13 protein-coding genes are annotated in these 18,374 nt (G+C 36.0%); 5 read left to right on the top strand and 8 right to left on the bottom strand.

Going from position 1 to position 18,374, the window contains the following annotated elements; translation table 11 throughout:
- Positions 1-97: 97 nt before the first annotated feature.
- Positions 98-2,695: a DUF6923 family protein gene (locus ACJJVT_RS06930; protein ID WP_405397471.1), complete on the top strand. Its 2,598-nt coding sequence runs from the start codon at positions 98-100 to the stop codon at positions 2,693-2,695.
- Positions 2,696-2,773: 78 nt separating this feature from the next.
- Here the strand turns inward: ACJJVT_RS06930 and purL are convergent, their stop codons facing one another.
- A complete protein-coding gene (purL, locus tag ACJJVT_RS06925) occupies positions 2,774-6,496 on the bottom strand; it encodes a phosphoribosylformylglycinamidine synthase (RefSeq protein ID WP_405397469.1) in 3,723 nt (1,240 codons plus the stop codon).
- 275 nt (positions 6,497-6,771) lie between these two features.
- On the opposite strand from purL, the gene ACJJVT_RS06920 reads away from it, so the two are divergent.
- A complete protein-coding gene (locus tag ACJJVT_RS06920) occupies positions 6,772-7,254 on the top strand; it encodes a winged helix-turn-helix transcriptional regulator (protein ID WP_405397467.1) in 483 nt (160 codons plus the stop codon).
- 170 nt (positions 7,255-7,424) lie between these two features.
- The gene (locus ACJJVT_RS06915; protein WP_405397466.1) at positions 7,425-9,017 is read left to right on the top strand and encodes an amidohydrolase; all 1,593 of its coding nucleotides are present in this window, start codon (positions 7,425-7,427) and stop codon (positions 9,015-9,017) included.
- A 79-nt stretch (positions 9,018-9,096) separates the two neighbouring features.
- Here ACJJVT_RS06915 and ACJJVT_RS06910 read toward each other — a convergent pair whose 3' ends face one another.
- Positions 9,097-10,311 (bottom strand): RsmB/NOP family class I SAM-dependent RNA methyltransferase, encoded by a 1,215-nt coding sequence (locus ACJJVT_RS06910; protein WP_303599869.1) that lies wholly within the window; start codon positions 10,309-10,311, stop codon positions 9,097-9,099.
- Between the two features lie 157 nt (positions 10,312-10,468).
- On the opposite strand from ACJJVT_RS06910, the gene ACJJVT_RS06905 reads away from it, so the two are divergent.
- Complete coding sequence (locus tag ACJJVT_RS06905) at positions 10,469-11,491, top strand: WD40/YVTN/BNR-like repeat-containing protein (RefSeq protein WP_405397464.1); 1,023 nt, start codon at positions 10,469-10,471, stop codon at positions 11,489-11,491.
- Here the strand turns inward: ACJJVT_RS06905 and ACJJVT_RS06900 are convergent, their stop codons facing one another.
- Genes ACJJVT_RS06900 through ACJJVT_RS06890 form a run of 3 tightly spaced genes read right to left on the bottom strand, consistent with a single transcriptional unit; the run spans position 11,492 to position 13,004 of the window.
- Positions 11,492-11,929 carry a hypothetical protein gene (locus ACJJVT_RS06900; protein ID WP_405397463.1) on the bottom strand — a complete coding sequence of 146 codons (438 nt, stop codon included), beginning with the start codon at positions 11,927-11,929 and terminating at the stop codon, positions 11,492-11,494. It abuts the gene before it with no gap.
- On the bottom strand, positions 11,922-12,428 hold the full coding sequence (locus ACJJVT_RS06895; RefSeq protein WP_405397462.1) for a hypothetical protein: 507 nt from the start codon (positions 12,426-12,428) through the stop codon (positions 11,922-11,924). The genes ACJJVT_RS06900 and ACJJVT_RS06895 overlap by 8 nt, the downstream gene beginning before the upstream one ends.
- Positions 12,429-12,461: 33 nt before the next feature.
- The gene (locus ACJJVT_RS06890) at positions 12,462-13,004 is read right to left on the bottom strand and encodes an RNA polymerase sigma factor (RefSeq protein WP_405397460.1); all 543 of its coding nucleotides are present in this window, start codon (positions 13,002-13,004) and stop codon (positions 12,462-12,464) included.
- A 140-nt stretch (positions 13,005-13,144) separates the two neighbouring features.
- On the opposite strand from ACJJVT_RS06890, the gene ACJJVT_RS06885 reads away from it, so the two are divergent.
- Entirely contained in the window at positions 13,145-13,729 is a 585-nt protein-coding gene (locus ACJJVT_RS06885; protein WP_405397458.1) for a hypothetical protein, read from the top strand.
- A 90-nt stretch (positions 13,730-13,819) separates the two neighbouring features.
- Here ACJJVT_RS06885 and ACJJVT_RS06880 read toward each other — a convergent pair whose 3' ends face one another.
- The 3 genes from ACJJVT_RS06880 to ACJJVT_RS06870 are packed head-to-tail and all read right to left on the bottom strand — an operon-like array spanning position 13,820 to position 18,358.
- Positions 13,820-15,646: an ABC transporter ATP-binding protein gene (locus ACJJVT_RS06880; protein ID WP_405397457.1), complete on the bottom strand. Its 1,827-nt coding sequence runs from the start codon at positions 15,644-15,646 to the stop codon at positions 13,820-13,822.
- Positions 15,646-17,355 carry a phospho-sugar mutase gene (locus ACJJVT_RS06875; RefSeq protein ID WP_405397456.1) on the bottom strand — a complete coding sequence of 570 codons (1,710 nt, stop codon included), beginning with the start codon at positions 17,353-17,355 and terminating at the stop codon, positions 15,646-15,648. The genes ACJJVT_RS06880 and ACJJVT_RS06875 overlap by 1 nt, the downstream gene beginning before the upstream one ends.
- 43 nt (positions 17,356-17,398) lie before the next feature.
- Positions 17,399-18,358, bottom strand: coding sequence for a glycosyltransferase family 2 protein (locus tag ACJJVT_RS06870; RefSeq protein ID WP_299317776.1), 960 nt, complete (start codon positions 18,356-18,358; stop codon positions 17,399-17,401).
- Positions 18,359-18,374: the final 16 nt, after the last annotated feature.

The following is an 18,374-nucleotide window of genomic DNA, read 5'->3' as shown; positions in this document are numbered from 1 at the left end:
GAGCGTGTTATGTATACATCTCAAGTATTTGTAGGAAATTTCTTTAAATTAATATTATAGATTAGCAAAGAAATATTTATCCTAAAAAGTAGAAATTATGGAAAAAAACTACATCTCTATATTCTTAAAACAGGTAATAGCTACTGTTTCTGGTCTTATACTATCCTTAAATATGTATGCTCAATCAGAACCATTTAACTGCGACTTTAACGCTTACTTGTTTCAATATAATGATATATATGCCTTGGATTTAGCTTCGGGTAGTTCATATTTGGTTGCTGAAAATATTACTCCCGGTAATGTAAACGGTGTAGGTTATAACCCAACAGATGGATATTTGTGGGGATATCTATCAACCCCTTCCAGTACTATAGTTAGAATTGGCAAAAACTACAATGTAGATCAGTATACGATACCAGAGTTGCCAACAGGTAATAAATATGTTGGCGATATATCACCAGACGGTGTTTATTATTTTAAAGCAGGAGGCTCCTCTTATTACAAAGTAGATATCAATCCTGATTCACCAACCTATCTTGAGTATTTAGGAGCATTTCAATTAAGTCAAAGTTTAGCTATAGCAGATTGGGCTTTCAATGCGGCAGATGGTATGTTGTATACTGTAGAAGGCAATAGTAGAAAACTTTATAAAATTGATCCCGAAACGGGTAAAGTCTACAATTTGGGCGAAGTACCTATTCTTGAAGGTTTAAAATACACTTTTGGAGCTGTTTATTTTGATGTAGATGGTAACTTCTATATTTCTGCCAACCAAACAGGTTCGGTTTATAAAATTGAGGAGGTACAAAATATTACGGACGGAAATATGAATTCAAATATTTTTGCTTTTGGTCCTGCAGCATCCAGTAATGATGGTGCGCGTTGCCCTACAGCGCCTGTACCGCAAGAAGATTGCATAAACGGATTAGATGATGATGGTGATGGACTAGTGGATTGCGATGACCCTTCATGTTCTGGTGTTGCCGCATGCCCTGTAATCGTTACTACTTCTAGCGCCAATAAAGGTGGATTAGAAAGTAATGATAGGCTTGCAAACTTAATTAGTAAAAGAAACTTCAATAGAGCAAAAACCAATTATGTTTTTGATAAAGTAAATGCCAAGAAGGTGGTAAAGAACACTTTTTATGGTCTAAGCTCTAAAACAGCAATTAATGAAATTCCTTTAAATTCCTTAGTGCCATTGGGCGTTGTTGGTGAAACAAGTACCATAGAATCTTCACCAAGCGATTTACTGGATTTAACGAATGCATCAGATATTTACTCAGTAGATTATTTAAACGGTTCTGAAAACTTGGGATCCTTAATGGTCATTAAAACAGATAACAAGGTCTATGAGCATAGCAAATTTATTTGCGACCGTTTTCTAGGGGCACAATTACTTTCTGTTTCAAATATTCAGTTACGAGAAAAAGATTTTATCAAGTCCATTATTAAACAACCGGACGGTAGTCTTGAATTTGCTCTTACTTTCTCAGCTAGGGTAAATGCAGATGAAAATTTCACCATAGAATCGCATTGGAACATTGATGCCTATGTAGGCGATACTGCTTATTACAATTTTCAGATATGGTCTAATTCAGTAGATGACTTATTATTGCTAGCCGATGAAATTTTAAATCTTATAGAGGTTAATGCAGCTATCACCCAGTATAACGGGTCTACACCTCCACCAGTATTCGTAAAGTCTGCCAGCTATAAAAATGGTGAAGTTTTATTGAACTTAGTGAACAATAACAATTCAGAAAGTATTAATCTAGAAGGAGGTTTGAAACTTACTGAAACTAGCGATACCGAAGTATTGGGAGTAACCGCAGATATAGACGGTTATTTAGATTCTGTAGCTTTAAAAACAGGAACCTTGTTCGATTTAGGTTTTAGAATAAGCGCAGGTTTGGGCACAACACCAGATGATCTTTTTGTAGCCGATGCTCCATGGGGCTTAGATGATTCTGCCGAAGAAACTACTGTAGCTACTTATGAAGTGTTACCAGCAGATGGACCGTATGTTGGAGAAGGGTATCCTATAGAAAGAAATATAAAATTAGAAGGTAGTACTAGTAACTATTTAGGTGTATACCGCGCTTTGAGTCCGAGGTTTGCAGCTGTCGATTTAAGTGAATATGGCAAAGTAAGTTTTGAAGCAAAAGGAACAGGTAGTTTAGATGTGCAGTTGATAAAAGGTGATGGTTCAATTTATAAAACTACTATCAGTTTAGAAAGTGAAATGGATGAATACACCTTATCTGCAACCGATTTTAAAAATGACTCAGATGCAGGTACTGATTTCTCTGATATAAAAGTGCTTTCTTTTAATCTAGTTGCTGAAAATGGGTATGCAGAAGAGAAGTCGATGGAGTTACAGCATATAGATTTTCATAATCGTGAGCTGGGTCAAGAGTTTGTAGATTCAGATTTGAATAAGTCGATTGTATATCCGAACCCAATGATAGAAAGTACCAGCTTGTATTTTTACGAAGAAAATGCAGATACTTATCAATTTGATATTTACTCTTTGAGCGGTAAATTACTTGGTAACCATCATATGGAAGGTGAAAGTAATGCAGGGCAGAATGAAATAACAATAGAAAGAAAAGACCTATCCCCAGGGTTATACCTATACAAACTACAGAACTCTAATGAGAAAACATGGAGCGGTAGATTGTTGGTTAGATAATACGTTTTGGTTGTAAAAAAAGCTGTGTACCCCAGACATGGGAGTGCACAGCTTTTATATTTATATAGGTTTATGGGATTACTTCTGATTAATAACCCACTCTTTTGCATTAGTAAAAGCCTCTATCCATGGTGAAACTTCATCAGTTCTATCCGTTGGATAATGTGCCCAGTTCCATGGAAAAATAGAACGTTCAATATGTGGCATCGTTACTAAGTGACGACCCGTTTTATCGCAAAGCATAGCGGTGTTGAAATCACTACCATTCGGATTTGCCGGATAACCTTCGTAACCGTATTTAGCAACAATATCATAATTTTCTTCAGACTGTGGTAAAGCAAATTTACCTTCACCATGAGAAATCCAAACGCCAAGTTTACTACCCTCTAAAGAAGAAAGCATGACAGAGTTGTTTTTCTGAATTTCTACGGATGTAAAGTTACTCTCGTGCTTATGAGAATCGTTGTACGTCATTTTACCGTGAGATTCATGCTCCGGATTAATTAAATCCAACTCCATAAATAACTGGCAACCATTACAAATACCAACAGATAACGTATCTGGTCTAGCAAAGAAGTTTTTAATAACCGTATTTGCTTTCTCGTTGTATTTAATAGCGCCAGCCCATCCTTTTGCACTACCTAGCACATCGGAGTTAGAGAAACCACCAACAGCACCTAAAAATTGAATATCCTCAAGATTCTCACGACCAGAAATTAAATCTGTCATGTGAACGTCTTTTACATCAAATCCGGCTAAATACATCGCATTTGCCATTTCACGCTCAGAATTACTTCCTTTTTCACGTAGAATCGCTGCTTTTGGTCTCATTTCTGCTCCAGTTAGACTTCGACTTGGAAGTTGTAACGGTGTTGTAGAAGGGAATTTATATGCTAAAGGCTGAACCTTATAATTATCAAATCTATCTTTAGCCAAACCATTTGCAGTTTGCTGATTGTCTAGTAAGTATGATGTTTTAAACCAAGTATCACGAAGGGTTTCAATTTTGAGTCCCATTTCCATACCATTGTTTTTAACGGTAAGGGTGGCTTCATTGGTAACGGTTCCTATTTTCTTAGCATCGATATTTTTAGACTTCAAAATCCCTTCAATGCTATCATCTTTCGCTTGAAAAACAATACCAGCGTTTTCAGAGAACAATACTTTAATCGTATCAGCTTCACCTAAACTCGTTAGGTCAAGATTCGCACCTAAATTAGTGTCTGCAAAACATAACTCTAAAAGTGTAGTAATTAATCCGCCAGAAGCAACATCATGTCCGGCAATGATTTTATCTTCCTTAATTAAAGATTGAATCGTATTAAAAACAGTTTTGAAGTAAGCAGAATCAGTAATTGTAGGTGTTTCGTTACCAATACTATTTCTAGTCTGCGCAAAAGAAGAACCACCTAATTTATAATTGTCTTTAGATAGGTTGATGTAATAAATAGAACCACCATTTTTCTGTAAAACCGGTTCAACAACCTTGGTGATATCACTACAGTTACCAGCAGCAGAAATAACTACGGTACCAGGAGAGATGACATCGCCATCTTTATATTTTTGTTTCATGGAAAGGGAATCCTTTCCTGTAGGAACGTTAATACCTAAATCGATAGCAAATTCAGAAACTGCTTGTACGGCTTTATATAGACGAGCATCTTCACCTTCGTTTTTGCAAGGCCACATCCAGTTAGCGGAAAGAGACACAGAAGCCAATCCGTCTTTTAGCGGAGCCCAAACTAAGTTGGTCAATGATTCTGCAATACTATTTTTACTACCAGCAGCGGGATTGATCAATGCAGAAATAGGGGAGTGCCCAATACTAGTGGCAATACCTTCTTTTCCTTTGAAATCTAACGCCATTACTCCGCAATTGTTTAAAGGAATCTGTAACGGACCAACACATTGTTGTTTTGCTACTCGACCACCGACACAACGGTCCACTTTATTTGTAAGCCAATCTTTACTAGCAACAGCTTCCAATTGAAGAACTGCGTCTAAGTATTCATGAAAGAATTCTAATGAATAATCTGCATTCTTATAATCACGAATAACCGTCTTATCTGTCATAACAGTTTTAGGAGAACTGCCGAACATATCAGACAAAGCTAGATCCATCGGCTTAGCACCGTTAGTTTTAGATTCAAAAGTAAAACGGTCGTCACCAGTAACATCACCAACCTCATACATCGGCGAACGCTCACGGTCAGCAATGCGCTTAAGGTGATCAATATCTTTTTTACCAATTACAAGACCCATACGTTCTTGAGATTCGTTACCAATAATTTCTTTGGCAGATAGGGTAGGGTCACCAACAGGCAATTTGTCTAAATCTATTTTACCGCCAGTCTCTTCAACCAGTTCTGATAGACAATTTAAGTGTCCGCCAGCACCATGATCGTGAATAGAAACAATGGTGTTTACATCGCTCTCAACCATACCACGAATAGCATTCGCAGCTCTTTTTTGCATTTCAGGATTAGAACGTTGTACAGCGTTTAGTTCGATAGCAGAGCTAAATTCGCCCGTATCTGCACTAGAAACTGCAGCGCCACCCATACCAATTCGGTAATTGTCTCCGCCTAATATTACTATTTTATTACCTGTTTCAGGTTTGTCTTTTATTGCTTGTTCTATTTTTCCGTATCCGATACCACCAGCTTGCATGATTACTTTATCATACCCTAAGCGACGTTGACTGAGCGTAGCCGAAGTCTTATTTTCTTCGGATGATTCAAACGGAGTAGAAGCTTCGTCATATTCAAACGTAAGAACAGAACCAGTAATTAATGGTTGTCCGAATTTGTTTCCAAAATCAGAAGCACCATTAGAAGCTTTTATAAGAATGTCCATAGGAGTTTGGTATAGCCAATCTCTCTCTTGCATTCCTTGTTCCCAAGGTCTTTCTTTTTCTAAACGAGAGTACGCGGTCATATAAACTGCAGTACCAGCAAGAGGTAAAGAACCTTTACCACCAGCTAATCGATCTCTTATTTCTCCACCAGCACCAGTTGCAGCACCATTAAAAGGCTCTACAGTTGTAGGGAAGTTATGTGTTTCTGCTTTTATTGAAATTACGGAGTCAAACTCCTTTTCTTGATAAAAGTCTGGCTTGTCTGCTGTTTTAGGAGCAAACTGCATTACTCTAGGTCCTTTTACAAAGGCAACATTGTCTTTATAAGCAGATACTATTTCATTCGGAAACTCTTGAGATGTTTTCTTAATCAATTTAAATAGCGAAGAAGGCATTTCTTCACCGTCAATAACGAAAGTGCCATTGAATATTTTATGTCTACAATGCTCAGAATTTACTTGGCTGAATCCGAATACTTCAGAATCGGTAAGCTTTCTGCCTAGTTTTTCGCTGAGGTCCTCTAAATAATTAACTTCTTCATCATTAAGTGCTAAGCCTTCTTGTTTGTTGAAAGCAGCAATATCTTCAATATTTAGAATAGGTTTTGGTGCTACATGAATATCGAAAACCTCTTGTTTTAGAGTGCTATATTTCTGAGAAATCATAGGATCGAATCCTGTAAATTTTTCTTCTACAGCGTTAAATTCTTCAATACGAATAATTCCAGAAACACCCATATTCTGAGTAATTTCTGTAGCATTCGTACTCCAAGGAGTAATCATTGCGGCTCTTGGACCAACAAAAAAGGCGTCAAGAGACGCCGCATTTATTTTAGGTTGGTTGCCGAACAACCATATAAGTTTACTTATATCTTCAGATGAAAGTTCTTTAGCGGTCTGTACCGCAAAAACCTTTTTGCTAGGTTCCCCAAAAAAGTGAATCATTGTAGTGTGTCTGGTATTGATTTTTGAAATACAAAATTAAGGCTTTACTGGTAACTATTTACGGGAATCTGAAACACTTTTAAACAGTAATTGTTAATGAAATTAGTGAGAATTTGTTTTACCTTTATCCATCACAATTATTGATGACATAAAGTTTTACTTTGTAGTATGAAAATTAGATTTTTACTATAATTATAATATTAGTATGTTTGTTAGACTTAAAATAATTGATAAGAGAAACGACAAATTGTAGTTGTTTAAAAAATTAAAAAAGCATGGCAAAGGAAAATAATGATGCACAGGCACTTGATTATTGTATGAATATGATAGATAGTAAATGGAAGTCCATAATTCTGTATCATGTAAATAAAGGCACCAATCGTTTTAATAAGCTGTTTGCAGAAATTGAGGGTATAAACCGCCAGATGTTAAGCAAGCAATTAAAGTCTTTAGAACGTACGGGTATTTTGGATCGTACTTTGTATGGTGAGATTCCGCCACGTGTAGAATATACATTGACGCCGTTGGGCAAATCTTTACTTCCGGTTGTGAAGGCGATGACCAGCTGGGGGCAAAAACAAATAGCTGCGACTGTGGCAATTCCTGAAGCTAAAGAGGTTAAAGAGGTTAAAGAAGTAGTTGAAATTCAAGAGTTACCCGAAGTTAAAAAAACTCCAGAAGTACCTGAAATTCAAGAATTACCCGAAGTTAAAAAAACTCCAGAAGTTCCGCAAAATCAGCAGTTGCCACTTTTTTAATTCCTCCTTAGAATTATCTCATAAGTTTTCAAATGTGGATTTTAATACCATGTAAAATCCTATTACAGCAAAATTGATTGCTCTGATTTTGAATTAGATAAAAATTGGTGGTTTGCGCACGCGTCACAATCAATTTATGTAACTTCTAGCAACTAATTCAAATAACCACCATGAAACAAAGAACTACACTATGTGCATTCGCATGTTGTTTGCTCGCCCTTAGTGGCGTGTACGCACAAAAGAAAAGATCAAACAAACAAATTGAAAAGCTAAAAACGGAGGTTGCCGAAATTGTCGAGGAGAATAAAAAGCAATCTCAGGTAATGGTCGACAAGATTTTTAGTTTTTCAGAATTAGGTTTTCAAGAAGTAGAATCTTCTAAATATCTGACAGGAATTTTAGCTGAAAACGGATTCGAAATAGAAAACTCCATCTCAGGAATTCCCACCGCTTGGTTTGCAACTTGGAGCAATGGTGAAGGACCTACAATTGCTTTGGGCAGTGATGTGGATTGCATTCCAAAAGCATCCCAATATCCGGGTGTGGCATATCATAAGCCAATAGTGGAAGGAGCTCCGGGTCATGGTGAAGGACATAATTCTGGTATTCCGATGAATATTTCATCCGCCTTAGCGGTTAAAAAAATTATGGAACGTGAGAATATTGGAGGTACGCTTCTGGTGTGGCCAGGTATAGCCGAAGAGCTTGTAGCTGCTAAAGCATGGTATGTACGAGATGGTCGTTTTGATGATATTGATATGTGTATTTTCACCCATGTGGGTAATAATCTAGGAGTCTCTTACGGACCAACAAGAGGTACGGGGTTGATATCAGTTGAATATGCCTTTGATGGCGAAGCTGCTCATTCTGCAGGCTCACCATGGAGGGGGAAAAGTGCTTTAGATGCTGCCGAATTAATGAATGTAGCTTGGAATTATAAGAGAGAACATCTACATCCTCTAAAACGTTCACATTCTATATTTACAGATTCTGGGGATCAACCCAATGTAGTGCCTTCTAAAGCAGCTATCTGGTTCTATTTTAGAGATATTAAATATGAGGGAATCATGGAAATGTATGCCATAGCAAATGATATGGCTAAGGGTGCAGCATTAATGACAGGCACAACCATGACCTCTAAAGTTTTGGGTACTGCATGGCCAAGACATTATAATAAGGTAATAGCAGAAACCATGTATTCTAATATAAAAGAGGTTGGACTGCCAGAATGGTCAGCAGCTGATCAGCAGTTGGCAAAAGCGGTGCAAACAGAGGTTAATTCAGAGAAAATTGAAGGTTTGCCTGTAAAATTAGATGAATTAGGACTCCCGGTTCTAGAGCCTATTAGCGGTGGTTCTGACGATATTGGTGACGTATCTTGGAAAGTGCCAACAGTAACGTTGAGGTACCCAAGTAACATACCTGGTCTACAAGGCCATCATTGGAGTAATGCGATAGCAATGGCAACACCAATAGCCCATAAAGGCGTGGTAGCAGGGGCAAAGGTAGAAGCTATGACGATTATAGACTTTTTATTAAAGCCAGATTTAATGAAAGGCGCGTGGGACTATTTTAATAATGAGCAGCAAAAAGATACCAAATATCAACCTATGATTTCTGAAAGTGATATGCCGCCAATTTATTTAAATAAAGACAAGCAAGATCAGTTTAGACCAGAATTAGAAAAATTCTATTACGATGAAACCAAATACGATACATATTTAGAGCAATTAGGTATCGAATACCCGACATTGAAAGATTAGGTTGTTAAATACTATCCATAAAAAAAGCCTTTTAGTTCAATTGAACTGAAAGGCTTTTTAAGTTATATAAAAAGGGGACTTAGATTTTCTTCTCTAGCAATGCCATATAGAATCCGTCAAACCCACTTTTAGAAGCGTATATTTTTTTGTCTTTCACCAAGGTGAAATCTTTACCCTCTTCAGACTTTAAAAAAGACTGAACCTGATGGCTATTTTCTTGAGGTAGAATAGAACAGGTGGCATATACCATTTTACCACCTGGTTTCACAATTTTACTGTAGCTTCTAATAATATCGTGTTGTGTCTTTACAATTTTATCAAGAAACTCTGGTTGCATTTTCCATTTAGAATCTGGGTTTCTTCTAAGAACTCCCAATCCTGTACAAGGGGCATCGATAAGAACTCTATCGGCGCTACCATAAAGTTTTTTATAAACTTTAGAAGAGTCTATTTCACGAACTTCAATATTATGAGCACCATTACGTCTAGCACGTCTTTTAAGTTCTTTCAATTTACTACCGTAAATATCCATAGAAATCAATTGACCTTTGTTTTCCATTAAAGCGGCTAAGTGCAAAGATTTACCACCAGCACCGGCACATGTATCAACAACGCGCTGCCCAGGTTCAACATCTAAAAATTCGGCAACCAACTGAGACGAAGCATCTTGAACTTCAAACATTCCGTTTTTGAAAGCTTGAGTAACAAATACATTTGCTCTCTCAACCAATTTCAATGCAGAAGGATGGCCTTTTACAGGTTCAGCAACTATATTCTCTTCTAAAAGTGCTTTACGTAATTCTTCTTTGTTAGTTTTTAATGTATTTGTACGTAAAATAACATCTGCAGGTACATTAAGTTTAGCTAACTCTTCGGTCCATAATTTTTCACCCAAAGCTTTTACGCATAACTCATCGATCCAATCTGGCACAGCCTCTCTATATTTTCTTATTTGAGAAAGTTCGTCGAATTTACCTTTAATTCTTCTTTCTGGCGTTGGTTCTATCTGTTTCCAATCTGGTAAACTAATACCTTTTAAAACTGCCCAAACTGCCCACATACGAAACAGGTCTGGTCTGCTAAAAGGAGCTTTAACTTCTGCTATTTCAGTATATAAACGCTTGTAACGTACCATTTCATAGGTAGTCTCGGCAATAAAGCCACGGTCGCGAGCGCCCCAACGTTTGTCGTATCGTAGTACTTTTTGAACCACCTTATCGGCGTATTCATTTTCGTTAAATATTAGGTTTAAGGCGTCGATTACGGCAAACACCAAATTTCTGTGTAATTTCATTAGAAGTGATATTATTTTACATGGTCAGAAGATTTGAAGCCGTCATTGTATTGATTATCGATTAAATAGGCTTTAGTCCTCCAAAAAATTATGGCTGCAAAGGTATTGTTTTAGAAGCGATTCCATTTATTTTTGATCAACTTTATACCATAATCCTATGCGTTATACTTTTCTTTTGATTGTTTTGATGGTTTCATGTTCAGAAAGTGTGCAGCCAACTACTTTTAATACGGTGGATATAGAAACAGTGTATTCAGATTCTTTAAGTATTCGAGCTATAGAACTTATGGGTAATAGTTTAGCCTTCGCTGCTAATAAAGGCACTTTTGGTACTGTAGATTTAGCTACTGGTAAAGTGCGTGTGAATGTTGAAAAATACCATACGAGCGTACCGGCATTTAGAGCAGTCGCACAAACATCGACCGATTTCTTTATGCTTTCTATAGAATCGCCAGCACTATTATATAAAACGGGAGATAATGGTCGAATGGAATTGGTGTATAAAGAGGAGGGAGAAGGCGTGTTTTATGATGCTATGACCTTTTTGAATGATAAAGACGGAATTGCAATAGGAGATTCTGTCAACGGATGCTTAACTGTTATAATTACTTCGGATGGTGGAAACACGTGGTCTAAGCTACCATGTTCACAATTACCAGAAGGTATAGAAGGTGAGGGGGCTTTTGCGGCTAGTAATACAAATATCAAGACAATAGGTGATAACATTTGGATGGCAACCACGTCTGGAAGAATTCTGTTTTCTCCGGATAAAGGCAAGTCATGGGAAACTTATCAGACTCCCATTAAAAATGCCGAAACAACTGAAGGTATTTATTCCATAGATTTCCATGATAAAAATTTAGGATTTGCAATTGGCGGAGACTACACCAATCCAGATAATGCTATGGCTAACAAAGCAATCACAAAAGATGGTGGAAAAACTTGGAGCTTGGTAGCTGACGGCAATGCCCCAGGTTATAAAAGTTGTGTGCAATTTGTTCCGGGTACTAATGGAACAGGACTTGTAGCTATTGGTTTTACAGGAATTTCGTATTCATCAGATATGGGTAAAAGTTGGAAAGAACTATCAAAAGAGCCTTTCTTTACTATACGTTTTAAAAATGATACTGTAGCCTATGCTGCTGGTAAGAACCGTATATCTAAATTAACTTTCAGGTAATTATCTACCGCCTTTATTCTGGCGATACTGCTTCATTAATTGACGCTTGAATTCTTCTTCTGATCGTAATAGTAAAAGTGTCTTCTTTGCGGAAATAACTTTACTGATTTTCTTAAGAAAATCGTTGTCCAATACTTCTTCTTCCTCTTCTATTTGCATATGAAGCGCTAGAAGTTTTTGAGCTTCTTTTTCAGAAAGCGTGTCAGCATCTTTTATTTTGCTTTTAATTTCTTGATGACCTTTTTTACGTAAAGCATTTCTTTTCTCTTGGTACTCATTGTACACAGGCCAAAATTCTTGAGCTTCTTTTGTACTCAAAGAAAGCTTTTCAGTAATGAAAGCTACTTTTAAGGTATTTATTTTCTCCCAATCTTGGTTTCTCTGTCCAAAAGAAAGGGTAGTTACAAGTAAGAATATTGTAATTATAAATTTATTCATTGTAGTCAATATTTAGTTCATCAAAATCACTAACATTTTCATTTAAGTAATCGAGAAGGTTATCGCTCTCAATAGGAGAGCTTAAAAAATCTGAATATTCAGTATTCGTTACTGGCAAAACTTCAGCAATCTCATAAGGTGAAAGCTCAAAATCGTTATTTTCAAAATAGGCTTCAATGTCAGCATTCGCTAAATCGCTGAAATTTAATTCACTTGAAGAGTTCCAGTTATATCCTAAAGCTATTAATACAATAGCGGCAATTGATGCAGCTACAGCTATTATTTTCTTAATAGGAAAAAGTGGAATTACCTTTGGTTCATTATCAAGCTTTCCTTTAAGAGATTCATTGAACGACTCAAAATAATTATCAGGTACCTTAAATGCATTATCCTTTGGGATAGTGCTTTCAGTTTTAGATAATTTATCCATTAGTTTATCCTCAAAACTATCGAAATAGCCTTCTGGAGTTTTAAACGGAATTTTGTTCTTTTTGTTCATGATACTAGTTTGACAATCAATTGTATAAAAGGTTTAATCTTCTTTTAAATACTGTTCTAATTTTTTTACTGCTAAGTGATAAGAGGCTTTTAAGCCACCTACTGAAGTATCTAGAATTTTAGAGATTTCTTCATATTTCAACTCTTGAAAATACTTCATATTGAAAACCAATTTTTGCTTCTCGGGTAAAGTTGCAATCGCTTTCTGAAGTTGAAGTTGAATTTCATCTCCCTCAAAATAAACATCAGCTTCTAGATTAGATACTAATTTATTTTGATAGTCTGTATCAGATACGCCCTGTAATTTTGCTCGTTGCTTTATATAATTTAAAGCCTCATTAGTTGCAATACGGTACATCCAAGAGAAGAGTTTGCTATCTCCTTTAAATCCGTCTATGTTTTTATAGACTTTAATAAAAGTGTTCTGTAAAACATCATCAGCATCGTCATGGCTTAATACAATACTTCGTATCTGCCAATATAAGCGTTCTTTATAGGTATTAACTAATACCTCAAAAGCCTGTGCTTGCTTGCTTTTAGTTTTTAAATCTAATACTAATGTTTCCTCTTCAATCACCTATAAATGAGGTTTGTTTATTCTTAGACAATGAAATTAGGGAAAGGTTTAATCATTCCGAATGATATTTGATGCTTTTTAATAGGTATCCTAATAATTATATAATCTATCCGTTGTAAAATAAACCAAAACTTATTTTTATGATTTTAAAGAAGAATTTTTTATTGATTTGCCTTTTTATAACTGCATTTTCTGTCATCTCATGTAGTGATGATAATGAAGATGTAATGGAACAAAACGAAGAGGAAACTGCAGAACTTGCTAGTTTTGTACTTTATGAAAATGTTGAATTTGAAGTTGATACAGACGGATTAGATACTAAACGCTTTTTTTCTACAACAACAGGCGATTTGTATTCTTATGATGAAATTGATGCTGATATAGCGCCAACTATTGATTTAGCATGGTACGATATGAGTCCGTCAAATCCTGGTTTCTTATTTTGGATGAGTCCTGATGATTTGTTTCAAGATGAGCAAATAGAAGGTGGTACAACGACCAAAATGGAAAATACGGCAAATCAAATGACGGTTGAGGAATTTGATGCTATAACCGACGAAAGTGCACTTGTTGATTTAGTAATTGAGAATGAAGACGAGGCAATGGGACCTCAAGATTATCCGGTTGTTGTCTTATTTGAGAATGCAGCAGGACATAAAGGTGCTATTAAAATGAAGAGTAACGACGGTCAAATTATGATTGTAGATATAAAGGTTGCTCGATAGTTTAAGCCTTATTCATAAAAAAATTAAAAAAGCCATCTAAAAAGATGGCTTTTTTAATTTGTAAACTTTAAAAATAATCAGGTATAAAACTTATACCAAAGATTGCATTTGCACTAGTTTCTTATACGTGCCTTTGAGTTCTAAAAGTTCAGCATGAGTTCCTTGTTCTACAATCTCGCCTTTTAGAAGTACTACAATCATATCTGCATTTTGAATGGTAGAAAGACGGTGAGCAATGACAATAGACGTTCTGTTTTTCATCATTTTTTCAAGAGCATCTTGAACCAGACGTTCGCTTTCAGTATCTAAAGCAGATGTAGCTTCGTCTAATATCATTATCGGCGGATTCTTTAAAACCGCTCTAGAAATAGACAATCGCTGTTTTTGTCCGCCACTTAACTTATTACCGCTATCACCAATATTAGTTTCGTAGCCTTTAGGTAGATCCATTATAAAATCATGTGCATTTGCAATTTTAGCGGCTGCAATAATTTCTTCGTCGGTAGCATTTTCTTTTCCTAATCCGATGTTGTTTTTAACGGTATCATTAAATAGAATAGAATCTTGAGTAACCAAGCCTAATAGACCACGAAGCGATTTTTTACTGAGGTTTTTAATGTTATTCCCGTCAATACTAATGTCTCCTTCATTAACATCGTAAAAACGAGTAACAAGATTGGCAATGGTACTTTTTCCACTACCAGATTGCCCGACTAGGGCAACTGTTTTACCTTTTTCAACGGTTAAATTGAAATTCTTCAACACATAATCATCTTCATATTTGAAAGAGATATTGTTGATGTTAACGGCTGTGCTAAAAGTTTCTTGTTCAATAGGATTTTCAATTTCAGAAATCGGATTCTTGGTTTCCAGAATCTCCATAACACGTTCGGCTGCCGCATTACCTTTTTTAACGCTATAAGAAGCTTTGCTTATAGCCTTTGCGGGTGTTAATATTTGATATGACAACGTCATGTAGGTAATGAACAAACTGCCTTCAAGAGTTTTTTCCACTAAAACCATTTGTCCACCATACCATAGAATTACACCAATGGCTGCAATACCAAAAAATTCACTTGTAGGCGAAGCTAAATTTTGCCTGTTAAGTAAACTATTTGAGAAATTAAAAAACCTTTTAGTGGAAGCTTGAAATTTCTTAGCAAATACCGATTCGGCATTGAATGCTTTGATGACTCGCAAACCGCCTAATGTTTCCTCTAAAATAGATAAGAAGTAACCTTGTTCATTTTGAACCTTGTCAGATTTTCGTTTTAAAGATTTACCGATTAACGAAATTAAAAATCCGGAAAGTGGGAGAAATAGAAAAACGAACAAAGTCAATTTAGGACTTATAGCCAACATGGCTATAATCGTAAATACAATCGTCAAAGGTTCTCTAACAATCAGTTCTAATATAGATAGAAATGAATGCTGAATCTCTAATACATCTGAGGTAATACGGGCAATAGTATCACCTTTTCTTTTTTCGGAATAATATGATATGGGTAATTCTACAGTTTTGTCGTAGAGCTCATTACGTAAATCTTTTAGCACGCCATTACGTAAAAACGTAATGAAATACATGGCTAAATAATTAAATAAATTTTTTAAAAGGAACATGGTGATAATTAAACCAACCATAAGCATAAGTATTTCACCTGAGTCTTTATGTTCCCCTTGTTCCGTTATGAAAAAGTTTAAAGAATCAGTTACGTAGTCCTCAATATTGGATATACCATTCCATTTCGGTTTTGTGTAAACCTTTTTTGTTTTGTCGAATAACACCGTCAACATTGGAAACAATGAAATCATCGCCAATGTTGAAAACAGTGCATAAAAGATGTTAGATATAATGTTTAAAATCGCATATATCTTGTAGGGCTTCGCAAAGCGAAGAATCTTTTTGAAATAGTTCATTAAGCTAAATTAAGCTCAGCAAGAATACTCTTGACTTTATTGTCAAGTTCTGCTGCCACTTTTTTATAATCTTCAGTTTTTTCTAATTTCGTATTCGTGCTGATGTAGAATTTCACCTTAGGTTCCGTTCCACTTGGTCTTGCTGCTATTCTAGTTCCGTCTTCAGTTTCGTAAATTAAAACGTTAGATTTTGGAATATCAATAGTTTTCTCTTCGCCAGTCAATACATTTTTAGCAATTGAGGTATTATAATCTTCAATCCACTTTACTTTAGAACCAGCAACAGATTCCACAGGGTTTTCCTTAAAGTCTTTCAACATCTGCTTAATCTCTTCAGCACCGCTAATCCCTTTTTTGGTAATAGAAACTAAATGCTCTTTATAGAAACCATAATCAACATAACATTGAATTAAATCTTTGTAGAAAGAACTTCCATTAGCTTTTGCTTGGCTAGCAATTTCACACGCCAATAGGGTAGAGGTAACTGCATCTTTATCACGAACAAAATCACCTACCATATAACCAAAGCTTTCTTCACCACCACCAATAAAATCTGACTGTGGAAAATCTTTGATCATTTTACCAATCCATTTAAAACCAGTAAGCGAAGTTTTGAATTCGACACCGTATGCCTTAGCCATAGCCTCCATCATTGGGGTAGATACTATTGTTGTAGCTATAAACTCATTTCCTTTAAATCCTTTTTCTTTTCTCTTTTCAAGAAGAAATTTTGTCATTAAAACCATAGCTTGGTTTCCGTTGACAATTTCCATTTCTCCATCAAGGTTACGAACGGCAATACCTAAACGGTCACTATCAGGATCCGTACCTACAACCATGTCAGCACCAATTTCTTCTGCCTTTTTAACAGCCATAGAAAGCGCCTCAGGTTCCTCAGGATTCGGAGACTTTACCGTTGGGAAATTTCCGTCTGGTTTAGCTTGTTCTTCGATAATAGTTACATTTTCATATCCGCCACGTTTTAATACTTCTGGTATAGCGGTAATTGAAGTTCCGTGTAATGATGTGAAAACAATTTTGAAATCATCTTTACCGGCAGCATTGAAATTTCCTGCAGCTACTGACTGTGAAATAAAAGCTTCATCGACTTCCTTATCAATTACTTGAATTAGGCTATCATTTGCTTCAAACTTTATATCTTCAAAAGCAAGAGAATTAATTTCAGAAACTATAGCTCCGTCTTGTGGTGGTACAATTTGTCCGCCATCTGTCCAATATACTTTATACCCATTATACTCTGGTGGGTTATGAGATGCGGTAAGTACAATACCGGCATGACAATTTAAATGTCTAACTGCAAACGAAAGTTCTGGGGTAGTACGCAAATCTGAAAAAAGGTATACTTTAATATTGTTTGCAGAAAATACTTCAGCTACAATTCTAGCTAGCGTATCGCTATTATGACGACAATCAAAAGCAATAACTACTTTAATTTCTTCGCCTTTGTAAACTTTGTTTAAATAATTACTAAGTCCCTGTGTGCTTTTACCCAATGTATATTTGTTAATACGATTGGTGCCCACGCCCATAACGCCTCTCATACCACCGGTACCGAATTCCATATTTTTATAGAAACGGTCATTCAGTTCTTCTTTATCGTTGGCGATAAGGTGTTCAATTTCTTTTTTTACAGCTGGGTCGAAAAAATCGGTAAGCCAGGTTTTAGCAGTATCAAGGATGTTATCCATTTGGTTTATAGTTTTATGTGCATTTAAGTTAGTGAGAATTTTACTATTCTAAAAGTGCGGTGTTTATTTCTTCAGAGACAATATATCTTTTTTCTTCTTTCTTAGAACGAATTAATATTTCGCCAAGAAAACCAGCTAAGAACAACTGAGTTCCTATAACCATGGCTATCAGTGAAATATAAAATTGAGGTCGGTCTGTAATTAATCTTCCAAACTTGTTGATGAATAATTTATCGATACCTAAATAGATAGCAAATCCGAATCCGATCAAAAACATTAAAACGCCCAATGCGCCGAATAAGTGCATAGGTCGTTTACCGAATCTAGATACAAACCAAATGGTCAGTAAATCTAGAAAGCCATTTATGAAACGTTCCATTCCGAATTTTGTTTTACCGTATTTACGAGCTTGGTGTTGAACTACCTTTTCTCCAATGTTAGAAAAACCAGCATTTTTGGCAAGGACAGGAATATATCTGTGCATTTCGCCAGATACTTCAATGTTCTTTACAACATCATGCGCGTATGCTTTTAGACCACAGTTAAAATCATGCAATCGAACACCAGATGTTCTTCTAGCTGCCCAATTGAATAATTTTGAAGGGGTATTTTTAAAGACGATAGAATCGTACCGTTTCTTTTTCCAGCCAGATACCAATTCGTAACCTTCGTTAGTTATCATATTATATAACTCCGGAATTTCTTCTGGGTTATCTTGCAGATCGGCATCCATGGTGATGATAACATCGCCGCTTACAGCTTTAAATCCGGCATGTAGCGCTTGCGATTTACCGAAGTTACGTAAAAAATGAATTCCTTTAACAGCGGGGTTTTTCTCAGATAATGCGGTGATAATCTTCCATGAGGCATCTGTGCTGCCATCATCAACAAATAGTATTTCATAAGAAAAATGATTGGCTTGCATCACAGATACAATCCAATCATGAAGTTCTTTAAGTGACTCTTCTTCGTTAAGTAAAGGAATTACTATTGATAATTGCATGCGCGACTTGTGGTAT

The sequence above is a fragment of the Maribacter sp. Asnod2-G09 genome (assembly GCF_045063795.1).
GTDB lineage: Bacteria > Bacteroidota > Bacteroidia > Flavobacteriales > Flavobacteriaceae > Maribacter.
Note: the sequence above shows the minus strand (reverse complement) of the source record. Positions and strands in the feature narration are given on the sequence as shown.

Excerpts from the sequence above, each read along its gene's own strand:
- ACJJVT_RS06915 (WP_405397466.1), top strand. The coding sequence starts at position 7,425 with ATGAAACAAAGAACTACACTATGTGCATTCGCATGTTGTTTGCTCGCC.
- ACJJVT_RS06885 (WP_405397458.1), top strand. The coding sequence starts at position 13,145 with ATGATTTTAAAGAAGAATTTTTTATTGATTTGCCTTTTTATAACTGCA.
- ACJJVT_RS06910 (WP_303599869.1), bottom strand. The coding sequence starts at position 10,311 with ATGAAATTACACAGAAATTTGGTGTTTGCCGTAATCGACGCCTTAAAC.
- ACJJVT_RS06895 (WP_405397462.1), bottom strand. The coding sequence starts at position 12,428 with ATGAACAAAAAGAACAAAATTCCGTTTAAAACTCCAGAAGGCTATTTC.
- ACJJVT_RS06900 (WP_405397463.1), bottom strand. The coding sequence starts at position 11,929 with ATGAATAAATTTATAATTACAATATTCTTACTTGTAACTACCCTTTCT.
- ACJJVT_RS06905 (WP_405397464.1), top strand. The coding sequence starts at position 10,469 with ATGCGTTATACTTTTCTTTTGATTGTTTTGATGGTTTCATGTTCAGAA.
- ACJJVT_RS06920 (WP_405397467.1), top strand. The coding sequence starts at position 6,772 with ATGGCAAAGGAAAATAATGATGCACAGGCACTTGATTATTGTATGAAT.
- ACJJVT_RS06875 (WP_405397456.1), bottom strand. The coding sequence starts at position 17,355 with ATGGATAACATCCTTGATACTGCTAAAACCTGGCTTACCGATTTTTTC.
- ACJJVT_RS06870 (WP_299317776.1), bottom strand. The coding sequence starts at position 18,358 with ATGCAATTATCAATAGTAATTCCTTTACTTAACGAAGAAGAGTCACTT.
- ACJJVT_RS06880 (WP_405397457.1), bottom strand. The coding sequence starts at position 15,646 with ATGAACTATTTCAAAAAGATTCTTCGCTTTGCGAAGCCCTACAAGATA.
- purL (WP_405397469.1), bottom strand. The coding sequence starts at position 6,496 with ATGATTCACTTTTTTGGGGAACCTAGCAAAAAGGTTTTTGCGGTACAG.
- ACJJVT_RS06930 (WP_405397471.1), top strand. The coding sequence starts at position 98 with ATGGAAAAAAACTACATCTCTATATTCTTAAAACAGGTAATAGCTACT.